At 39.6% G+C, this 17,755-nt stretch carries 19 protein-coding genes, 1 riboswitch and 1 other annotated feature (1 of these 21 cut by a window edge); of the genes, 17 read left to right on the top strand and 2 right to left on the bottom strand.

All coding sequences use genetic code 11. The features are described from left to right. Positions 1 to 368 precede the first annotated feature (368 nt). From RI196_RS12935 to RI196_RS12925, 3 genes are all read left to right on the top strand, one after another. The gene (locus tag RI196_RS12935; RefSeq protein ID WP_311066339.1) at positions 369 to 1,550 is read left to right on the top strand and encodes an IS701 family transposase; all 1,182 of its coding nucleotides are present in this window, start codon (positions 369 to 371) and stop codon (positions 1,548 to 1,550) included. Positions 1,551 to 1,682: 132 nt separating this feature from the next. Then, entirely contained in the window at positions 1,683 to 1,856 is a 174-nt protein-coding gene (gene rpsU / locus RI196_RS12930) for a 30S ribosomal protein S21 (protein WP_063388032.1), read from the top strand. Between the two features lie 19 nt (positions 1,857 to 1,875). Then, a complete protein-coding gene (locus RI196_RS12925; RefSeq protein WP_063388172.1) occupies positions 1,876 to 2,322 on the top strand; it encodes a GatB/YqeY domain-containing protein in 447 nt (148 codons plus the stop codon). Between the two features lie 480 nt (positions 2,323 to 2,802). On the opposite strand, the gene RI196_RS12920 is transcribed toward RI196_RS12925, so the two are convergent. Continuing rightward, on the bottom strand, positions 2,803 to 3,357 hold the full coding sequence (locus tag RI196_RS12920; protein ID WP_066250572.1) for a YkoP family protein: 555 nt from the start codon (positions 3,355 to 3,357) through the stop codon (positions 2,803 to 2,805). A 142-nt stretch (positions 3,358 to 3,499) separates the two neighbouring features. On the opposite strand from RI196_RS12920, the gene RI196_RS12915 reads away from it, so the two are divergent. Then, positions 3,500 to 4,609: an MGDG synthase family glycosyltransferase gene (locus RI196_RS12915; RefSeq protein WP_094246241.1), complete on the top strand. Its 1,110-nt coding sequence runs from the start codon at positions 3,500 to 3,502 to the stop codon at positions 4,607 to 4,609. A gap of 47 nt (positions 4,610 to 4,656) precedes the next feature. Here the strand turns inward: RI196_RS12915 and thiC are convergent, their stop codons facing one another. Further along, positions 4,657 to 6,399 carry a phosphomethylpyrimidine synthase ThiC gene (gene thiC, locus RI196_RS12910; RefSeq protein WP_311066338.1) on the bottom strand — a complete coding sequence of 581 codons (1,743 nt, stop codon included), beginning with the start codon at positions 6,397 to 6,399 and terminating at the stop codon, positions 4,657 to 4,659. A gap of 135 nt (positions 6,400 to 6,534) precedes the next feature. Then, positions 6,535 to 6,650: riboswitch (TPP riboswitch) on the bottom strand. Between the two features lie 193 nt (positions 6,651 to 6,843). Between thiC and RI196_RS12905 the strand changes: the two genes are divergently transcribed. From RI196_RS12905 to recO, 13 genes are all read left to right on the top strand, one after another. Continuing rightward, positions 6,844 to 8,127, top strand: coding sequence for an NfeD family protein (locus RI196_RS12905; protein ID WP_311066337.1), 1,284 nt, complete (start codon positions 6,844 to 6,846; stop codon positions 8,125 to 8,127). Between the two features lie 16 nt (positions 8,128 to 8,143). Further along, the gene (floA, locus tag RI196_RS12900) at positions 8,144 to 9,136 is read left to right on the top strand and encodes a flotillin-like protein FloA (RefSeq protein ID WP_066247540.1); all 993 of its coding nucleotides are present in this window, start codon (positions 8,144 to 8,146) and stop codon (positions 9,134 to 9,136) included. Positions 9,137 to 9,164: 28 nt separating this feature from the next. Continuing rightward, a complete protein-coding gene (locus RI196_RS12895; protein WP_311066336.1) occupies positions 9,165 to 9,536 on the top strand; it encodes a YqfB family membrane protein in 372 nt (123 codons plus the stop codon). Positions 9,537 to 9,599: 63 nt separating this feature from the next. Then, positions 9,600 to 9,884: a sporulation protein YqfC gene (gene yqfC, locus RI196_RS12890; RefSeq protein ID WP_063388039.1), complete on the top strand. Its 285-nt coding sequence runs from the start codon at positions 9,600 to 9,602 to the stop codon at positions 9,882 to 9,884. 10 nt (positions 9,885 to 9,894) lie between these two features. Continuing rightward, the gene (gene yqfD, locus RI196_RS12885) at positions 9,895 to 11,088 is read left to right on the top strand and encodes a sporulation protein YqfD (RefSeq protein WP_311066335.1); all 1,194 of its coding nucleotides are present in this window, start codon (positions 9,895 to 9,897) and stop codon (positions 11,086 to 11,088) included. Between the two features lie 3 nt (positions 11,089 to 11,091). Beyond that, positions 11,092 to 12,054, top strand: a complete 963-nt coding sequence (locus RI196_RS12880; RefSeq protein WP_063388041.1) for a PhoH family protein — start codon at positions 11,092 to 11,094, stop codon at positions 12,052 to 12,054. A 60-nt stretch (positions 12,055 to 12,114) separates the two neighbouring features. After that, on the top strand, positions 12,115 to 14,247 hold the full coding sequence (locus RI196_RS12875) for an HD family phosphohydrolase (RefSeq protein WP_311066334.1): 2,133 nt from the start codon (positions 12,115 to 12,117) through the stop codon (positions 14,245 to 14,247). Further along, positions 14,244 to 14,720: an rRNA maturation RNase YbeY gene (gene ybeY / locus RI196_RS12870; protein ID WP_311066333.1), complete on the top strand. Its 477-nt coding sequence runs from the start codon at positions 14,244 to 14,246 to the stop codon at positions 14,718 to 14,720. Before RI196_RS12875 ends, ybeY begins: the two co-directional genes overlap by 4 nt. Positions 14,721 to 14,722: 2 nt before the next feature. After that, positions 14,723 to 15,082 carry a diacylglycerol kinase family protein gene (locus tag RI196_RS12865; RefSeq protein WP_311066332.1) on the top strand — a complete coding sequence of 120 codons (360 nt, stop codon included), beginning with the start codon at positions 14,723 to 14,725 and terminating at the stop codon, positions 15,080 to 15,082. A gap of 98 nt (positions 15,083 to 15,180) precedes the next feature. Beyond that, on the top strand, positions 15,181 to 15,579 hold the full coding sequence (locus tag RI196_RS12860; RefSeq protein ID WP_063388045.1) for a cytidine deaminase: 399 nt from the start codon (positions 15,181 to 15,183) through the stop codon (positions 15,577 to 15,579). Then, a complete protein-coding gene (era, locus tag RI196_RS12855) occupies positions 15,572 to 16,477 on the top strand; it encodes a GTPase Era (RefSeq protein ID WP_063388046.1) in 906 nt (301 codons plus the stop codon). Before RI196_RS12860 ends, era begins: the two co-directional genes overlap by 8 nt. 112 nt (positions 16,478 to 16,589) lie before the next feature. Further along, the gene (locus RI196_RS12850; RefSeq protein ID WP_065095532.1) at positions 16,590 to 16,730 is read left to right on the top strand and encodes a YqzL family protein; all 141 of its coding nucleotides are present in this window, start codon (positions 16,590 to 16,592) and stop codon (positions 16,728 to 16,730) included. Between the two features lie 30 nt (positions 16,731 to 16,760). After that, positions 16,761 to 17,513: a DNA repair protein RecO gene (gene recO, locus RI196_RS12845; RefSeq protein ID WP_066247548.1), complete on the top strand. Its 753-nt coding sequence runs from the start codon at positions 16,761 to 16,763 to the stop codon at positions 17,511 to 17,513. Positions 17,514 to 17,630: 117 nt separating this feature from the next. Next, positions 17,631 to 17,755: a binding site (T-box leader), on the top strand (it continues 49 nt past the right edge of the window).

The raw sequence follows: 17,755 nt of genomic DNA, 5'->3' as shown, positions 1-17,755 counted from the left end.
GTGTCACAATAAGACCTTATGAACGAGTAATTTTTTTCAATCGAACTAGTTATATTTTTTCAGACAGCTGTTTAGCGGCTTTCAAACGATCTTGAATCATTTCCTTATATACATGATGAATTTGGAAATTCTTCCATACAAAAGCTGATATAAAACAGTCTTGTAAACCTGTCCGGTAAAAAAAAGTCATAAGGAATAGGAAAGATGTTTTGAACATTGACCAAATAAATCGATTATATTATACTAACTGTAGATGAGCAAAATCACTAACATAAATTTACATCGAAACAAAAAAGGAGACATGAACCCGATTCCTTGGTTAGAATAGATGTGCCAACAAACCATTCACACAAGGAGGTTCATGTCTCATGAATAGATTAGCACATCATCAAGGAATCCACAAGTTTTTCACGATGTTGGGGTTGGCACTTTATTTTTCAAAACCTGTCATGAAGCATCTCGTTCATATCGTGGATGCGATGATCACGAAAGGCTTTTCTGGAACGTTGACCGATCTTCATCATTGGAGCTTTCACCCCAATCATCGAACGACACTCAGCCATTTTTTCACGAAAAGCCCTTGGGATGAAGAGACGCTGCTTCGCAAACTCCAGCAATGGATGCTTCATCGTGTCGAACGGATCGCCAAACAGAAAAATCAACCCCTTTTTGTTTCGATCGATGATACGATTTGCCAAAAAATCAAGCCTTCGTCACGGGCAACGCACGCCATTCAAGGGTGTGATTGGCACTATTCTCACACAGAGAAAAAGTCGATCTGGGGACATTCTCTTGTTTGGCTCATGGTTCATACGATGACCCAAGCTTTTCCCTTTGCGTTCCGCCTCTACGACAAGGCGGCTGGGAAAAGCAAGGGGGAACTCGCGATCGAGATGCTTTCTTCTTTGGATGTACGCCGTCCCGTTTATGTGCTGATGGATTCGTGGTATCCATCGCAAGCGCTCGTGGAAGCCTGTCTGAAAAAAGGATTTCACGTCATCGCGATGCTCAAAACGAACCGGATTCTCTATCCGAAAGGCATCGCCATCCAAGCCAAACAGTTTGCCCGCTATATCGAACCGAACGACACCCATCTCGTCACGGTGGGAGAAGAGCGTTATCGCGTGTATCGCTACGAGGGATCGCTGAAAGGTCTCGATGATGCCGTTGTGTTGTTGGCTTGGAAAGCCGATCAGCCGATGACACCCGAACATCTTCACTGCGTCTTGAGCACCGACCGGGAGCTAAGCGATGAAGAGATCTTGCGCTACTATGCCCAGCGTTGGTCGATCGAATGCTTTTTTCGACAAGCGAAAGACCAGCTGAAGCTCGATGGGTACCGCGTTCGTCAACGTCGTGCGGTGAAACGGTATTGGATCTTGGTGCAACTCGCTTATGTGTACAGTATGGTCGAGTCCAACCGGGATTTCTCTACTGGGCTTGATCTTCTCCGAACGAAGAAAGGGCATAGTCTCGTCGAGTTCATTTACCATGCAGCGAAGCAAGATATTCCCATTGATGTTGTCAAAAAACAGCTCCATGTGGCATAAGGGGTACCCTGTTTGTCTCTTTTGGTATGGTAATTATTGTTATGAAAATTGCTCATCTACAGATACTAACTTAGTAAATGTTCTTTTTGATAAGGAACATGAACTGGCTTTGTTCGGAGGGAGGGAAAAAGGATGTCTAAAACGATCGTACGTAAAAACGAATCGCTTGAGGATGCTCTTCGCCGCTTCAGACGCCAAGTATCAAAAACTGGTACTTTGCAGGAATATAGAAAGCGCGAATTTTATGAGAAGCCTAGCGTAAGACGCAAGAAAAAATCTGAAGCTGCAAGAAAGCGTAAATATTAAAAGAGGGTGTATATTAATTATGGGTCTTCTTGAGCGTTTAAATCAAGATATGAAGCAAGCGATGAAAAATAAAGAGAAAGATCGCCTTTCAGTCATTCGCATGGTAAAAGCATCCTTGCAAAATGAAGCGATTAAACTCGGAAAAAGTGAGTTGACTGAAGAAGAGGAATTAACGGTACTTTCTCGAGAATTAAAGCAACGTAAAGACTCCCTCCAAGAATTTGAAAATGCAGGTCGTTCAGATTTAGTTGAAAAAGTGAAAGCTGAAATTGCAGTAATAACTGAATATATGCCTGAGCAATTATCTGAAGAGGAATTAATACAAATTATTAAAACAACAATTTCGGAAGTGAACGCAACGTCCAAATCCGATATGGGGAAAGTAATGGGAGCCGTTATGCCAAAAGTAAAAGGAAAAGCAGATGGCTCGCTTGTCAATAAATTGGTTCAGGATTTGCTTTCATAATTCGAGTAAAAAGCTTGCCGCTTTCTATGTGCGGCAAGCTTTTAAGTTTTTGCAGCGGATTCATCCTATGGACTGCGGCAGTCGATTAATGAATGTAGCTGCCTTGCAATTCATCAATAGTGGTTCAGTTGTTGATAGCAAGCTTGTCGGCGAAAGAATATAGCTGCTATGCAAATGTCCGCAAAAAATTGAGCAGAGGGCAACAATGAAGGAAAACATTCGGAAAGATCGCTGATCTCAATGAAGATTATCGGGAAAATACGGCGGCAATAAAGGAAAACGTATCGAAAAGAAAGCACACGTCTATCTGGCTGTGAGAACAGGGAAAAACGACAGCACTATTTGCTCTGAAAGGGAAAGGATTTATTTCGGAGTTAACCCAAATATTTTCATTGAAACCTCAACGGGATCAACATGACGGAGCGTATAAGCGGCGCCTGAGCTGTTCATACGCTCTTTTTTGATGAAGGGAAAACCGTTCTATCCATATAGTTTGAGCAGTTTTTCTTTTGACATCATTAAATATTTCGGCGGCCGCTTCAAGCTATCGAAACGATATTGAATGATTAAATACATAGGGGTAAATGTCAAAAGCTTATACCATTTATAAAATGGATTTTGAATGGAAAACGTTTCAAAGCCCAGCCGTTCAGAGCCTTTATTTAAAATAGTTATTCCAATAATCCCTTTCACATTATGAAATTGTGAATGATTCCGCAAGTATTGAACGATATTTGGCAGCCCTTTTTCTGTTTTAGAGTAAATGTATCTTCCTTTTTGAATTTCGCTCTTAAAACGATTCAGTTCCTTCATTAAATAGACGTTATGAAGATGTATTTTTAACAGAAGATCATTTTTTTTAATTTTTGTTCCGTCTGAAAGAATTATTTCCCTTCCTTTATATTTTGTCAATCGAACCCGGAAAATGTCACGATTATTCTCCTTGTCCCTCACATACTCAAGCCGCGAACAAAGGAAATAAATGGGATCCAATAGGCACCAAAACTTAAAAAAACAATATCTCAACCTTCCCATTTGCAACACCTTTCACTTTTTTTCTTACAGTTTATTTTTTAGCATACGAATTGTTTTTATTTATAAAAAATTTTTTTCGAATAGGCATGCGAAATTAAGAAAAAACTTTTAAAGAACTCCATCAATAACAATGGTGAGCGATATGAAAAAAATTTTATATCTTCCTTTTTTGACCATACCTTCAGGCCATCATCAAACAGCTGATGCCCTAATGGAAGGGTTGTTACGGCTTGATCCTGACATTCATTGCGAAAAAATGGACCTTTTGTCATCGAAATTTGGAAAAATAGAAAGGCTGATATCTTCCTTTTATTTGCAATGGATTGGCCGTTTTCCTAAATCATACAGCCATATGTACCACAGGTCAGTGCTTGCGGAACAAAAGAGCGGCAAAAGGTTTTTCCATTATGAGGCACTTTTTCTCCGCCATTTAAAAAAGATCATTGATGAATTGAATCCGAAAATGATTGTTTGTACCCATGCTCTTCCTTCCTACTTGCTTGCCAGGCTGAAAGCCTCTTCTCAAATCAACATCCCTGTTATCAATGTATACACAGATTTTTTTATTCATCACCTTTGGGGAAAAAGAGAAATTGACTATCATTTTGTCGGTCACTCATATATGAAAGATTATTTGCTCGAAAAAGGTATAAAAAAAGAACAGATTTTTGTTACAGGGATTCCTATTCACCCAAATTTTACAAAAAGGAAAGATGAACATGTACATAGCATGCGCTTTTATCGAGGATTAATTTCGGGAGGAAGTTCAGGCGTCGGTTCAATAGAGAAGATAACGGAAAAAATCAGCCGCGATGATGATATCCATTATATGGTGTTATGCGGAAAAAACAGAAAGCTTTATGATCGATTAATAAAACAAAATCATCCACGAATTACTCCTTTACCTTACATCTCTTCAAGAGAACAAATGAACGATCTGTACAATCGCGTCGATTTTATCATGACAAAGCCCGGGGGTGTGACAATCAGCGAATGTTTATACAAAAAAATTCCTATATTTGTATACCACACTCTTCCAGGACAGGAAGAAATAAATTTGGAGAAATTAACAAAATTCGGGATGGTGTTTGATTTTCGAAATTGGCAAGAGGAAACAAATATTTCGGCCTCCATTATTCGAGCGCTGCAATCTAAGCAGCTATCAAAATTTTTATCGAAAGTGGATGAATATCATAAAAGTTTAGCTCCGATTGAACCAGCGGGATTGATCAAACGTTTAATGAATGAATAGCTCCTGGAAGCCATTAAAGCTTCTAGGAGCATTAGTTTGAAAATTATTTATCGATAAAGGGATGACCCGCCCTCTATAAATTCTTTTGCTTTTTGCCTCAAACCTTCCTGAACGAAATCAGAATCACTTGAACCGGCCATTTTTCTTAAATTGTGGGAAATTTTCATCGAGCAAAATTTTGGACCGCACATAGAACAAAAATGGGCAATTTTCGCTCCTTCTGCCGGCAAAGTTTCGTCATGATATTCGCGTGCCCGTTCAGGATCGAGAGAAAGATTAAATTGGTCGTTCCAGCGAAATTCAAAACGGGCTTTTGATAAAGCATCATCCCTTATTTGGGCGCCTGGATGCCCTTTTGCCAAATCTGCGGCATGGGCTGCAATTTTATAAGCAACAACACCTTGGCGCACATCCTCTTTATTGGGAAGGCCTAAATGCTCTTTCGGAGTTACATAACATAGCATGGCCGTTCCGTACCAGCCGATCATGGCTGCTCCAATGGCTGACGTAATATGATCATAGCCGGGAGCAATATCGGTCGTTAATGGACCGAGGGTATAAAAAGGAGCCCCCTTGCAAATTTCATTTTCTAAATCAACATTTTCTTTAATTTTATGCATCGGAATGTGCCCAGGGCCTTCGATCATGACTTGGACATCATGTTTCCAGGCGATTTCCGTCAATTCACCGAGCGTTTTCAATTCGGCAAATTGCGCTTCATCATTGGCATCTCGAATAGATCCGGGACGCAAGCCGTCACCTAATGAAACGGCAATATCATATGTTTTTAAAATTTCGCAAATCTCTTCAAAATGAGTGTATAAAAAGTTTTCTTGATGATGCGCCATACACCACTGCGCCATGATCGAACCGCCGCGGGATACGATTCCGGTCGTCCGGTTGACGGTCAAAGGGATATAGCGAAGCAGCACGCCGGCATGTATAGTAAAATAATCGACCCCTTGTTCTGCTTGCTCAATTAATGTATCACGGTAAATTTCCCATGTTAACTCTTCAGCAACGCCATTTACTTTTTCGAGCGCTTGGTAAATCGGGACGGTTCCAACCGGCACGGGCGAGTTGCGGATGATAAATTCTCTTGTTGCATGAATTTTTTTTCCTGTTGACAGGTCCATAATTGTGTCAGCGCCCCAGCGGATGGCCCAAAGCATCTTCTCAACTTCTTCTTCGATTGACGATGTTACAGCTGAATTGCCAATGTTGGCATTAATTTTTACATGAAAGTTCCGGCCGATGATCATCGGTTCACTTTCCGGGTGATTAATGTTGGACGGAATAATGGCCCTGCCGGCAGCGACTTCTTGACGAACGAATTCAGGATCCATGTTTTCACGAATCGCCACAAACTCCATCTCTGGGGTGATGATCCCCTTTTTTGCATAGTGCATTTGTGTAACGACAGCACCTTTTTTTGCTTTGAAAGGCTTTCGATGAAAAGGTGTGGCAATATTGTGATCTTCCCAATTGCGAAATCCATTATCCTCAGGCTTTACCTGGCGCCCGTCATATTCTACAACATCATGACGGTCTAAAATCCACTGTTTGCGTACAGCCGGCAAACCTTTATGAATATCTGCCTGAAAATCAGGATCTGTATAGGGACCGCTCGTGTCATAAACCTTTACAGGTTCATTTTCAAACGTTCCCGCTTCCGTTTTCGTGGGAGTTAATTGAATTTCCCTCATCGGAACCCGAATATCGGGTCTTGACCCAGTCACATAAATTTTTTTGCTTGCTGGAAACTGCATGTTTTCGAAATAATGTTTCATTTTTCTCCTCCTCCATTTTTTTATCTGAAGATGTGCATAGAAAAATAGGAGGGGAGATGGGATGTGAAAAATAAAAACGGGTTCGCTTTAGCACGAACCCGATCAATTCAATATAGAAAAAGAAGGCAATACAAATACTCCCGCTACCTACTTCCCTACGCTGGCATCATCCAGATCAGGTTCAAAGGGTTGAAGAACTTCAGGCGCGTTCTTCTCTCAGTCCAGCTAATTGGACACCCCTAGTAGATGGTTATATATTTTTTTTAATAGTAACATAATATGAAAAATAATGAAAATATTTTTTCGTTTCATGTATGTTTGCAGAATTGTTGATTTTTGAAACTTTCTGCGCAATTGTCCGTAATAATATTAGGCAAAAAATAAGGGGGGAGAGGCCTGAAATCAAACAATAAGTTTTTCGCTATTTGCGCTCTGCTGCTCATCTTGTCGATTATTTGTGCGTCTTTTGATGCCAAATCAGCTGAAGGGAAAACCGTTTATTTTATTCCGATTGAAAATACAATTGAAAAAGGGTTGGTGCATTTTATTAAACGATCCATTCAGGAGGCGGAAAAAGAAAAAGCGGATGTCATTGTTTTTGAATTGAACACTCCTGGCGGTGCTTTAGAGGCAGCGATAGAAATAGGTAAAATGATTATGGATACAGATATCAAAACAATCGCTTATGTAAATAAACATGCGATTTCCGCAGGGGCTTATATAGCATTAAGGGCTGATCAAATATATTACCATCCTGGCGGTACCATTGGGTCAGCAGCTGTCATTGACTCCAATGGCAATGCTGCAGAAGTAAAAGTGCAATCGTTTTGGAAAGCAGAGATGAGAAATGCTGCTGAGGTTCATGGCAGAGACCCTATGTTCGCTGAGGCGATGGTAGACAGCAGCTTGGATATGCCCGAATATGGTGCAGAAAAAGTAGAATTACTAACATTAACAGCAAAACAAGCGATGGAAGTCGGGTATGGTGAAGGCATCGCCAAAAGCCGGGCAGAGCTTTTGAAATCGATCGGAATGGAAGGTGCAAAAGTCCAGGAGACTGAGGAGACGTTTGCTGAAAAAATAGCCCGTTTTGTAACAAACATGTATACCATTCCGATATTATTAACGATTAGCGGTTTAGGGTTTGTGTTAGAATTGTACACTCCTGGGTTTGGCATTCCTGGTTTTATTGGACTATTGGCGCTGTTTTTGTTTTTCTTCGGTCATTTTATTGCAGGGCTTGCGGGATTGGAAACGGTTGTTTTGTTCGTGCTTGGGGTTCTGCTTATAATTGCAGAATTGTTTGTTCCAGGAGGAATTATTGGAGCAATCGGTTTTCTTTCAGTCCTTTTAAGTTTATTTTTAGCAGCTGATCATATAGGACATATGGCGGTTTCTCTTTTTATTGCCGGTTCCATTTCGATATTCACAATATTCATTATGTCAAAGGTGATTGGTAAGCGTATGAAATGGTTTAAAAAAATTATTTTAAATGATTCAATCAGCACGGAGAAAGGTTATGTATCCAATCAAAATCGTACAGATTTAATTGGGAAAACGGGTGTAACTGTGACTGCTTTACGGCCGGCAGGAACAGTAATGACCGATGGAGAGGAAAGATTGGATGTTGTGACAGAAGGGACGTATATTGAGAAAGGAAAAAAAGTGAAAATTGTTAAAGTAGAAGGCTCACGAATTGTTGTGAGAGCTATTAATGAAAATGAATAGGAGGTAGGTATGTCACATGGATGTATCATTTTTTCTTTTACTAGGTCTTATCGTATTAGGTCTTATTTTGCTTGGCATTTTGTTCTCTTTTGTGCCGATTATGCTTTGGATTTCCGCTCTGGCAGCTGGCGTTCGCATCAGTATTTTGACTCTTATTGGAATGAGGCTGCGCAGAGTCATTCCAAGTCGAGTGATCAATCCGTTAATTAAAGCGCATAAAGCCGGCCTTGATGTCACAACAAATCAATTGGAAAGCCATTATTTAGCAGGAGGAAATGTCGATCGAGTTGTCAACGCATTAATTGCAGCTGAAAGAGCTAATATTGAATTGAGCTTTGAACGTTGTGCTGCGATTGATTTAGCGGGAAGAGACGTGCTTGAAGCCGTTCAAATGAGCGTAAATCCGAAAGTAATCGAAACCCCGTTTATTGCAGGGGTTGCCATGGACGGAATTGAAGTGAAAGCAAAAGCCCGCATCACGGTGCGAGCCAATATCGACCGGCTTGTTGGCGGTGCCGGGGAAGAAACGATTATCGCACGTGTAGGTGAAGGAATTGTCAGCACCATTGGTTCTTCTGATGATCATAAAAAAGTGCTGGAAAACCCTGATATGATTTCGCAAACAGTTTTAAACAAAGGACTCGATTCAGGAACAGCCTTTGAAATTTTATCCATCGACATCGCGGACGTTGACATCGGCAAAAACATCGGTGCGATCCTGCAGACAGATCAAGCGGAAGCAGACAAAAACATCGCGCAAGCTAAAGCGGAGGAACGCAGGGCGATGGCGGTGGCAAGAGAGCAGGAAATGCGCGCTAAAGTTGAAGAAATGCGGGCAAAAGTTGTTGAGGCGGAAGCGCAAGTTCCGCTGGCAATGGCGGAAGCTTTAAAATCAGGAAATATTGGAGTTATGGATTATATGAACATCAAAAACATTACTGCTGATACAAATATGCGTGATTCTATCGGAAAAATGACAAAAAACTCTGCTGGTGATGAAGAAGAATGATCTTTCTGTCCATCAAAGGAGGTGTCATATGGAAATATTTGAAAATCCGCTGTTCATTGTTATTTTAATCGGGATTATTTCTTCTTTGTTTGGCAGAAATAAAAAAGATCAAGAGCAGCAGAAAAAAAGGAAACAAGCAGCAAAACAAACAAAACAAAGGGTTAAAAATGTTTCGACAAGCCCTCCAAATGAATGGAATCAAATTCAAAATGTACACACAGGCCTATCCAGCCAAATAAAAAAAGCTGAAAAAGACAAATCGAATATGAAATCTTTTCATAATAAAAAACAGAAACCATCAGCTTTACACATGCATTCAGCTGCAAAAGGAGTCATTTGGAGCGTCATTTTAGATGAACCCCGATCCAAAAAGCCCCATCGGTCGAATTTCATAAAATAAATGAATTAATGGTGTTAATCCCCTTTTGTCTCTCATAAATATGAGGATGAAGGGGGTTCTTTTATGGGCAAAAAATGGCATCAGCGAATAAAAAGCATATTGACAGAAGGATTGCAAATACCAGCTGACGTCATGATGGATCTTCCCCGTGTTACGATGATCGGTACATTGCATATATATATAGAAAATCATAAAGGACTGCTTTCCTTTACAGATAAAGAGATTCGAGTATTGCTGCAGCAAGGCCAGATGCTCATTAAAGGAAGCGATTTTGTGATGAAAGCGATATTGCCAGAAGAGCTCCTTGTAGAAGGGAAAATTGAACAAGTATTATATATTGATCAGTAGGGGGATCGGGATGCGGAACAATTGGTTGTTATATTTTACAGGCTTCGTTCAGGTAATAGCGGAAGGAACCGGCTCAGAAAGAATGTTGAACGATTGCACGCGGCTTGGCATTGTCACAATAAATGTAAAGCGGCTGGAAAACGGTGCAATTTCTTTTTTTATACGCCTTAAAGATGTACAGGCTTTACGAAAAGTAGTTCGTAAACATGAATGTAAGTGCACCTTTCACCAAAGGATAGGATTTCCATTTTTATTAAAAAAATCATGGAGAAATTTTGGTTTTGTTATTGGAATTGTTCTGTTCATTGCCATTACATTTCTTTTATCCAACATGATTTGGCATATTGAAATAAAAGGGGCTAGTCCGAAAACAGAGCATTTAATACAAAAAGAATTGGACAAAATAGGAATTAAAAGAGGGACGTTTCAGTTTTTGACATCGAGCAATCAAACAGTTCAAAATCGTTTGATGAGCCAAATAGATGATATAACATGGATCGGTGTCAAATTAAAAGGAACGACATATTCTCTGGAAGTAGCCGAAAAGAAAAAAGAGCAAAAAAGCAAAGTGGAGGGGCCGAGGCATTTAGTGGCCGCGAAGGAAGCTGTTATAGCAAAAATGTATGTTGAAAAAGGACAACCTTTAGTAGACGTTCATGATTTTGTTAGAAAAGGACAAATATTAGTTTCCGGTGTAGTTGGAGAAGGTGATAAAATACGAAAAGTGGCAGCAGACGGAGAAGTATTAGGCGAAACTTGGTATATTTCAACAGTGGAGGTGCCGCTTCAAACAACTTTCCAGTTATTTTCAGGAAAGTCAGTCACGAAGCATTTTCTCTCCTTTCGTTCTTTTTCCCTTCCTATTTGGGGGATGTTTCGCAATGATGAATCGGAATATCCGCAATATACGGTGGAGAGAGACGAGCGTCCATTAAAATTTTTAAAATGGGATCTTCCAGTTAACTATAAGAAAGAAACGATTCGTGAGACGGAAACCTTTCACAGAAAATATTCTGTGGATGAAGCGAAACGGCAAGCGATTGCTGCCGGGAAAAATGACTTATTTCGAAAACTTGGAAAAGATGTCAAAATTGTTGGCGAAAAAGTTTTGCACGAAGACGTCGAGAATGGTAAAGTAAGATTGAAAATACACTTCCAAGTTATTGAAAACATTGTAAAAATAAAACGGGTTCAGGGAGATTAGAGAATGACAGAAGATTTAGTCACAATCAGCCAGAGTTTAGAAAATCCGAATGAAGCCATTAATTTATTTGGGATTCATGATGTTCATTTAAAAAGAATTGAAGAAGAGTTAAACGTATCGATCATTTCGCGCGGTGAAGCGGTATATGTTTCAGGAGATAAAGAAAAAGCTGAACTGGTTGAAGACATCTTGAAATCCCTTCTTTCGGTTATTCGAAAAGGAATTTCGATTAACGAACAAGACGTACTTTATGCAACAAAAATGGCGAAAAGTGGGAAGATCGATGAATTTGAATCCCTATACGATGAAGAAGTTGCGAAAAATGCAAAAGGAAAAACCATTCGTGTAAAAACGCTAGGTCAACGAAAGTATTTTCAAGCAATTAAAACGCATGATTTAGTATTTGGAATCGGTCCAGCAGGAACAGGAAAAACGTTTCTCGCTGTTGTCATGGCCGTCCATTGCTTGAAAAATGGGCTTGTAAATAAAATCATATTAACGCGGCCGGCCGTTGAAGCTGGTGAAAATTTAGGTTTTTTGCCCGGCGATTTAAAAGAAAAGGTAGATCCTTATTTAAGACCTTTATATGATGCTCTACACGATATTTTAGGCGTGGACCATACGGAGCGCTTGTTAGAAAGAGGAGTTATTGAAATTGCTCCATTGGCGTATATGCGCGGAAGAACACTTGAGGATGCGTTCGTTATTTTAGATGAAGCGCAAAATACAACAACTCAGCAAATGAAAATGTTTCTAACCCGTTTAGGCTTTGGATCCAAAATGGTCATTACAGGCGACCTGACACAAGTGGATTTGCCCAAAGGAGTAAAATCAGGACTGCTTGAAGCGAATGAAAAATTATCGGGCATTCGGGGCATTTCATTCGTATATTTAAAGGAAACTGATGTCGTGCGGCACCCGCTCGTTTCAAAAATTATTGAGGCTTATGAAAAAGATGATCAGTAAGACCCGCTCATCATGACCGGGTCATTTTTTGCATAGAATTGATCGGAGGTGCTGTGACAAATGAAAAGAAAAATGGATCGCAAAGACAGGAAACAGCCGATATTCCATTTTTTGAAAAAAATGCAATCCCTTCATCTTTTCTTATATCCCGTTATTGGAGTAATTTTGTTTATCGTTTTATACAGCAATGTAGAACCGGACACGTTTGATGCCAAATTATTTTCAGTATCCGACCAAACGATTTACGCACCTGTTACCGTTGTCGATAAGGAAATGACGGAAAAGAGAAGAGAAGAAGCTGCTGAAAGCGTGGAAGATCAATATGTGCTAAAAAAAGAATATGCGGACAACAGTGTGGATTTGGTCGAATCTTTATTTGATGCCATCATGGAGGCTTCTTCTAATGCCGAAATGAGCAGCAAAGAGAAGCTTGACAGGCTTAAAAGCAGTTTAGGAGATATGTATGATAAATATCCTGAAAGCGTATATACATCGTTGTTAAGTGCGAATGAAGGACAGCTTACGCTGGCGAAAGATGCGGTTGTTACGGCTGTCAATGAAACGATGAGCGAGCCGATTCCGGCTGAAAAATTAGAAGAAGCGAGAAACAAAGTGAAAGAACGGCTTCAAAACGTGAATTTGCCGGATAAGATACGCTCAGCAGCTGAAGAGATTGGACGCAGCGCAATTATTTCCAATTATGTATTTGACCCTAAATCAACAGATGAAAAGCGGGAAGAAGCAAAAGAAAAAGTGCAGGAGGTTCAAATTAAGCAAGGTCAAATTATAGTCGAAGAGGGCCAATTAATTGACAGGGAAGTATATAGAAAGCTGGAATTGTTGGGCCTTTTAGATAATAAGTACACATTTCAGCCGATCATTGGTCTTTTCATTTTAGTCTTATTAGTGATGATCTATCTTGCATATTTTTTTGAAAAAGAAAAGAACTCGTTCTTTACGAGTAAAAACCAGTCATTGCTTCTCTTTACCATCATCCTGGCGATAACGTTAACGGTCATGAAGATTATCAGCTTATTTCAAAAAATGGACTATTCTCATATCGGCTTTATTGTCCCGGTGCTGATGGGAGTCATGTTGACAAAGCTTTTGATTAATGACCGCCTTGCGTTCGTGACAAGCATTATATATGCTTTTTGCGGAAGCTTGATTTTTAATGATGGAGTCACTGGCACATTTAATTTTACAATTGGTCTTTACTACTTATGCGGGTGCATCGCAGCCATTCTGTTTCTAGGGGAACATAACGTCCGTTCGAAAATTTTACAAGCTGGTCTTTTCGTTTCGGCTGTTAATATTGTTGTGATCACCGCTATTTTATTCATTCAAAATGGAATTTATTCGAATCTAGAGATCGGTTCTTATTTTCTTATGGCGATTGTATCAGGTGTTATCTCTTCCGTCTTGACAATCGGTTTAATGCCTTTTTTTGAATCAGGTTTTGGCATTTTATCGACGATGAAGCTGATTGAACTGTCGAATCCGAATCATCCTTTATTAAGGAAAATATTAACGGAGGCGCCTGGTACTTATCATCACAGTGTAATGGTGGCCAATCTAGCCGAGGCTGCTTGCGAAGCGATCGGTGCGAATGGATTGTTGGCAAGAGTTGGAAGCTACTATCACGATATCGGCAAGACGAAACGGCCGCGCTATTTTATTGAAAACCAAATGAACATGGAAAATCCGCATGATAAATTGTCCCCTCAGCTAAGCAAAAACATTATTATTGCTCATGCTGAAGAGGGAGCAGAAATGTTAAGGAAGCATAAAATGCCGAAAGAATTTATCGATATTGCTCTGCAGCATCATGGAACATCGCTTTTAAAATTTTTCTACCATAAAGCCCAAGAAAATAGTGATCAGCCTATTTTGGAAAGTGAGTTTAGATATCCGGGTCCGAAGCCGCAAACGCGGGAGATTGCCGTTATTTGTATCGCTGACAGTGTAGAAGCAGCTGTTCGTTCAATGAAAAATCCGATGCCCGAAAAAATTGAAAAGCTTGTTCGTTCCATCATAAAAGATAAACTTCAAGACGGGCAATTCGACGAATGTGATATAACGTTTAAAGAGCTTGAAACGGTGGCAAAAATATTGTGTGAAACATTGAAGGGGATTTTTCATTCAAGAATTGAATATCCGGAATTTCATGAAAAGAAGGTGAAGAAAACATGACATTATCCATTGACATTTTCGACCAGACGGAAACACTCTCTTCTGAGGAAATAGAAACGATCGAAAGTTTGCTGCAATTTGCTGCTATAGAAGAACGTGTTCCCAAAGATTCGGAAGTATCTGTAACCTTTGTTACTAATAAAGACATTCAAGAGATCAATCGGGATTACCGGGGAAAAGATCAGCCGACAGATGTGATTTCATTTGCGCTTGAAGAAACAGGAGAAGATGAAGTGGAGATCCAAGGTGCTGAGCTCCCCCCTCATTTAGGGGATATCATTATCTCAATAGAAAAAGCGAAAGAGCAAGCAGAAGAATACGGCCACTCATTTATGAGAGAGCTCGGATTTTTATCTGTTCACGGCTTTTTGCATTTATTAGGTTATGATCATATGACAAAAGAAGAAGAAGAAAAAATGTTTTCAAGGCAAAAGGAAATTTTAGAGAAATTTGGATTGAAAAGAACAGGATAAACATGAAGACTTTGTTGAAAAGCTTTTATTTTGCCGTACAAGGAATAGCTGCAGCCTTCCAAACCGAGCGGAACTTTAGAATTCATGTGACAGCTGCGATCATCGTGATCGCAGCCGGATTATTTTTCAACATTAGCTTAATTGAATGGATTGTCATTCTCCTATTAATTGGCGGAATGTTAGCTTTAGAGCTGGTCAATACTGCCATTGAACGAATCGCTGATGCTGTGTCGAAAGAATTTCATCCTCTGCTTAAAACTGCAAAAGATGCAGCTGCAGGAGCAGTATTGGTTTATGCAGCCGTTTCGGTTGTCATCGGATTCATCATTTTTGCCCCCAAAATAATTGAAGTTTTTTCGTGAAAAATGTAGAATTTTCTGAAAAAATAAACGTGAAATTAAATGAAAAATGATGTAAAATAATGAGTATAAGCTGCAACGTAAACGAAAGGAAGGAAGCTATGGACTCCCATCAACTAATTGAAGAAGCAAAAAGAGCAAGAGAATTTGCTTATGCACCTTACTCTCGATTTAAAGTAGGTGCAGCACTTCTGACAAAGGATGGAAAAGTATACAAAGGATGCAATATTGAAAACGCAGCTTATTCCATGTGCAATTGTGCCGAGCGCACTGCTATATATAAAGCGGTTTCAGAAGGTGAAAATGAATTCGCAGCTATTGCCATAGTTGCGGATACAAAGCGCCCTGTATCGCCGTGCGGCGCTTGCAGGCAAGTCATAGCAGAGCTCTGTCCTAAAAATATGAAGGTGATTTTGGCGAATCTTAACGGAGACTATAACGAGCTAACAGTTGAACAACTATTACCAGAAGCATTTACATCGGAGGATTTACATGAATAAGACAAAATTTAAATCAGGATTTGTATCAATCATCGGCCGTCCGAATGTCGGCAAATCGACTTTTATTAACCGTGTAATCGGTCAAAAAATTGCGATTATGAGCGATAAACCTCAAACAACGAGAAACAAAATACAAGGGGTTTATACGACGGAAAACTCACAAATTATTTTTATCGACACTCCCGGTATTCATAAACCAAAGCATAAATTGGGCGATTTTATGATGAAAGTCGCTCAAAATACGCTCAAAGAAGTGGATCTAATTCTGTTTATGATTAATGCTGAAGAAGGATTAGGCCGCGGTGATGAATATATCATGGAACGATTGAAGGAAACCGATACTCCTGTATTTTTAGTTGTCAATAAAATCGATCGGGTTCATCCTGATGATTTATTGCCGCTTATTGACCAATACAGGGAAAAGTTCGAGTTTCAGGAAATTGTTCCAATTTCTGCCCTGCAAGGAAACAACATTGAAACGTTGCTAGGGCAAATTGAAGCGTATTTGCCGGAAGGTCCGCAATATTATCCTAGTGATCAGGTGACAGATCACCCGGAACGTTTTATCATTTCTGAACTAGTTCGCGAAAAAGTATTGCATTTGACAAGAGAAGAGATCCCGCATTCTGTCGCAGTTGTTGTTGATTCTATTGAAAAAAGAGAAAACCATGCAGTATATATAGCTGCAACAATTGTTGTGGAACGCAACTCTCAAAAAGGTATTATCATTGGGAAGCAAGGAAGAATGTTGAAAGAAATTGGGAAAAGGGCAAGGGTTGACATTGAAAACTTGCTCGGATCAAAAGTCTTTTTAGAGCTGTGGGTCAAAGTGCAAAAAGATTGGAGAAATCGCCTGTCGCAATTGCGAGATTTTGGATTTAGGGAAGACGAATATTAATTGACTTGAAGGAAGTTAGAAATATTTTCAAAACATGAAAATGAGTCAAAAAGGCTATGATAACAATGAATTGGATATAGCTTAGGAACAACGACAGAAAGGTGGGGACAATATGTTAGATTTTACCTGGAAAGTATTCACGTTTACAGGTAATATTGACACATATCTCCTTTTTAAAGAGCTTGAAAAGGAGCGAACGAAAGATTGTCAAATGAAGGAAGAAGAGCGGACTGAGGTTGATCTCCCTGTTTAGTAGTGCTGTATCCAATAGGATGGTGGAGAAATGCTTGTAAAGACGGAAGGAATTGTCATTCGTACAACGGAATATGGTGAGACCAATAAAGTTGTTACAATATATACAAGGGAGTTTGGGAAAGTTGGTGTAATGGCACGGGGCGCAAATAAACCGAACAGCCGCCTCGCAGCTGTTACCCAACTTTTTACGTATGGAAATTTTTTGTATCATCAATCTTCTGGATTGGGCAATTTAAGCCAAGGAGAAATCATTTCCGCTTTTAGAGAGATTAAGGAAAATATTTTTTTGACTGCATATGCTTCATATATTGTAGAGCTCCTTGATAAAGGAACAGATGAAAAAGACAGAAACCCTTTTTTGTTTGAGCTCTTATTTCAAACACTTCATCTGCTGAATGAAGAAAAGGATGCGGAAATTTTGACCAATATATTTGAAATAAAGATGCTCAACGTTCTCGGTTTATATCCCGAATTAAACAAATGTGCAGTAAGCGGCGAAACAAACGGACCGTTTCATTTTTCATTAAAAGAAAACGGATTGATTTGCAGCCGCTGTTTTGAAAAAGATCCTTACAGGCTCAATATTTCTCAGAAGACAGTGAAGCTGTTGCGGCTGTTTTATTCTATTGACTTAAACCGCATTGGTCAAATATCCGTCTCCGCTGAGACAAAAAAAGAACTGAGATTTGTTCTTGATCAATATTATCAGGAATATGCAGGTTTATCGCTGAAATCGAAAAAATTTTTAAATCAGCTTGACAGTTTAAAAGAAATGTTGTAAACCATATACATGGATGTGAAACCTTTCAAATGAAGGATTTATCCCCCCCTCATGCTGTTAGAAAAAGCGATTTAATGTCATGTAATGAGCGGAAATGATACGTGTCAAATTGAATAATAAAATGCGATGAAGGAAAAGAGTACCTGCAATCTTCATAGAAAGCGACCTTAGGATGGTGCGAGCTAAGGTATGAGGATGCAGGGAACGGCGTTCCAGAGCAATAACGGTTTACGAGAGGCTGA

This window comes from Aeribacillus composti (genome assembly GCF_031760945.1).
GTDB classification, from domain to species: Bacteria; Bacillota; Bacilli; order Bacillales; family Aeribacillaceae; genus Aeribacillus; species Aeribacillus composti.
The sequence above is the reverse complement of the archived record's forward strand: the minus strand, read 5'-3'. Positions and strand labels throughout refer to the sequence as shown.

Coding starts and splice junctions, on each gene's coding strand:
- RI196_RS12935 (WP_311066339.1), top strand. CDS start 369: ATGAATAGATTAGCACATCATCAAGGAATCCACAAGTTTTTCACGATG.
- rpsU (WP_063388032.1), top strand. CDS start 1,683: ATGTCTAAAACGATCGTACGTAAAAACGAATCGCTTGAGGATGCTCTT.
- RI196_RS12925 (WP_063388172.1), top strand. CDS start 1,876: ATGGGTCTTCTTGAGCGTTTAAATCAAGATATGAAGCAAGCGATGAAA.
- RI196_RS12920 (WP_066250572.1), bottom strand. CDS start 3,357: ATGGGAAGGTTGAGATATTGTTTTTTTAAGTTTTGGTGCCTATTGGAT.
- RI196_RS12915 (WP_094246241.1), top strand. CDS start 3,500: ATGAAAAAAATTTTATATCTTCCTTTTTTGACCATACCTTCAGGCCAT.
- thiC (WP_311066338.1), bottom strand. CDS start 6,399: ATGAAACATTATTTCGAAAACATGCAGTTTCCAGCAAGCAAAAAAATT.
- floA (WP_066247540.1), top strand. CDS start 8,144: ATGGATGTATCATTTTTTCTTTTACTAGGTCTTATCGTATTAGGTCTT.
- RI196_RS12895 (WP_311066336.1), top strand. CDS start 9,165: ATGGAAATATTTGAAAATCCGCTGTTCATTGTTATTTTAATCGGGATT.
- yqfC (WP_063388039.1), top strand. CDS start 9,600: ATGGGCAAAAAATGGCATCAGCGAATAAAAAGCATATTGACAGAAGGA.
- yqfD (WP_311066335.1), top strand. CDS start 9,895: ATGCGGAACAATTGGTTGTTATATTTTACAGGCTTCGTTCAGGTAATA.
- RI196_RS12880 (WP_063388041.1), top strand. CDS start 11,092: ATGACAGAAGATTTAGTCACAATCAGCCAGAGTTTAGAAAATCCGAAT.
- RI196_RS12875 (WP_311066334.1), top strand. CDS start 12,115: ATGAAAAGAAAAATGGATCGCAAAGACAGGAAACAGCCGATATTCCAT.
- ybeY (WP_311066333.1), top strand. CDS start 14,244: ATGACATTATCCATTGACATTTTCGACCAGACGGAAACACTCTCTTCT.
- RI196_RS12865 (WP_311066332.1), top strand. CDS start 14,723: ATGAAGACTTTGTTGAAAAGCTTTTATTTTGCCGTACAAGGAATAGCT.
- RI196_RS12860 (WP_063388045.1), top strand. CDS start 15,181: ATGGACTCCCATCAACTAATTGAAGAAGCAAAAAGAGCAAGAGAATTT.
- era (WP_063388046.1), top strand. CDS start 15,572: ATGAATAAGACAAAATTTAAATCAGGATTTGTATCAATCATCGGCCGT.
- RI196_RS12850 (WP_065095532.1), top strand. CDS start 16,590: ATGTTAGATTTTACCTGGAAAGTATTCACGTTTACAGGTAATATTGAC.
- recO (WP_066247548.1), top strand. CDS start 16,761: ATGCTTGTAAAGACGGAAGGAATTGTCATTCGTACAACGGAATATGGT.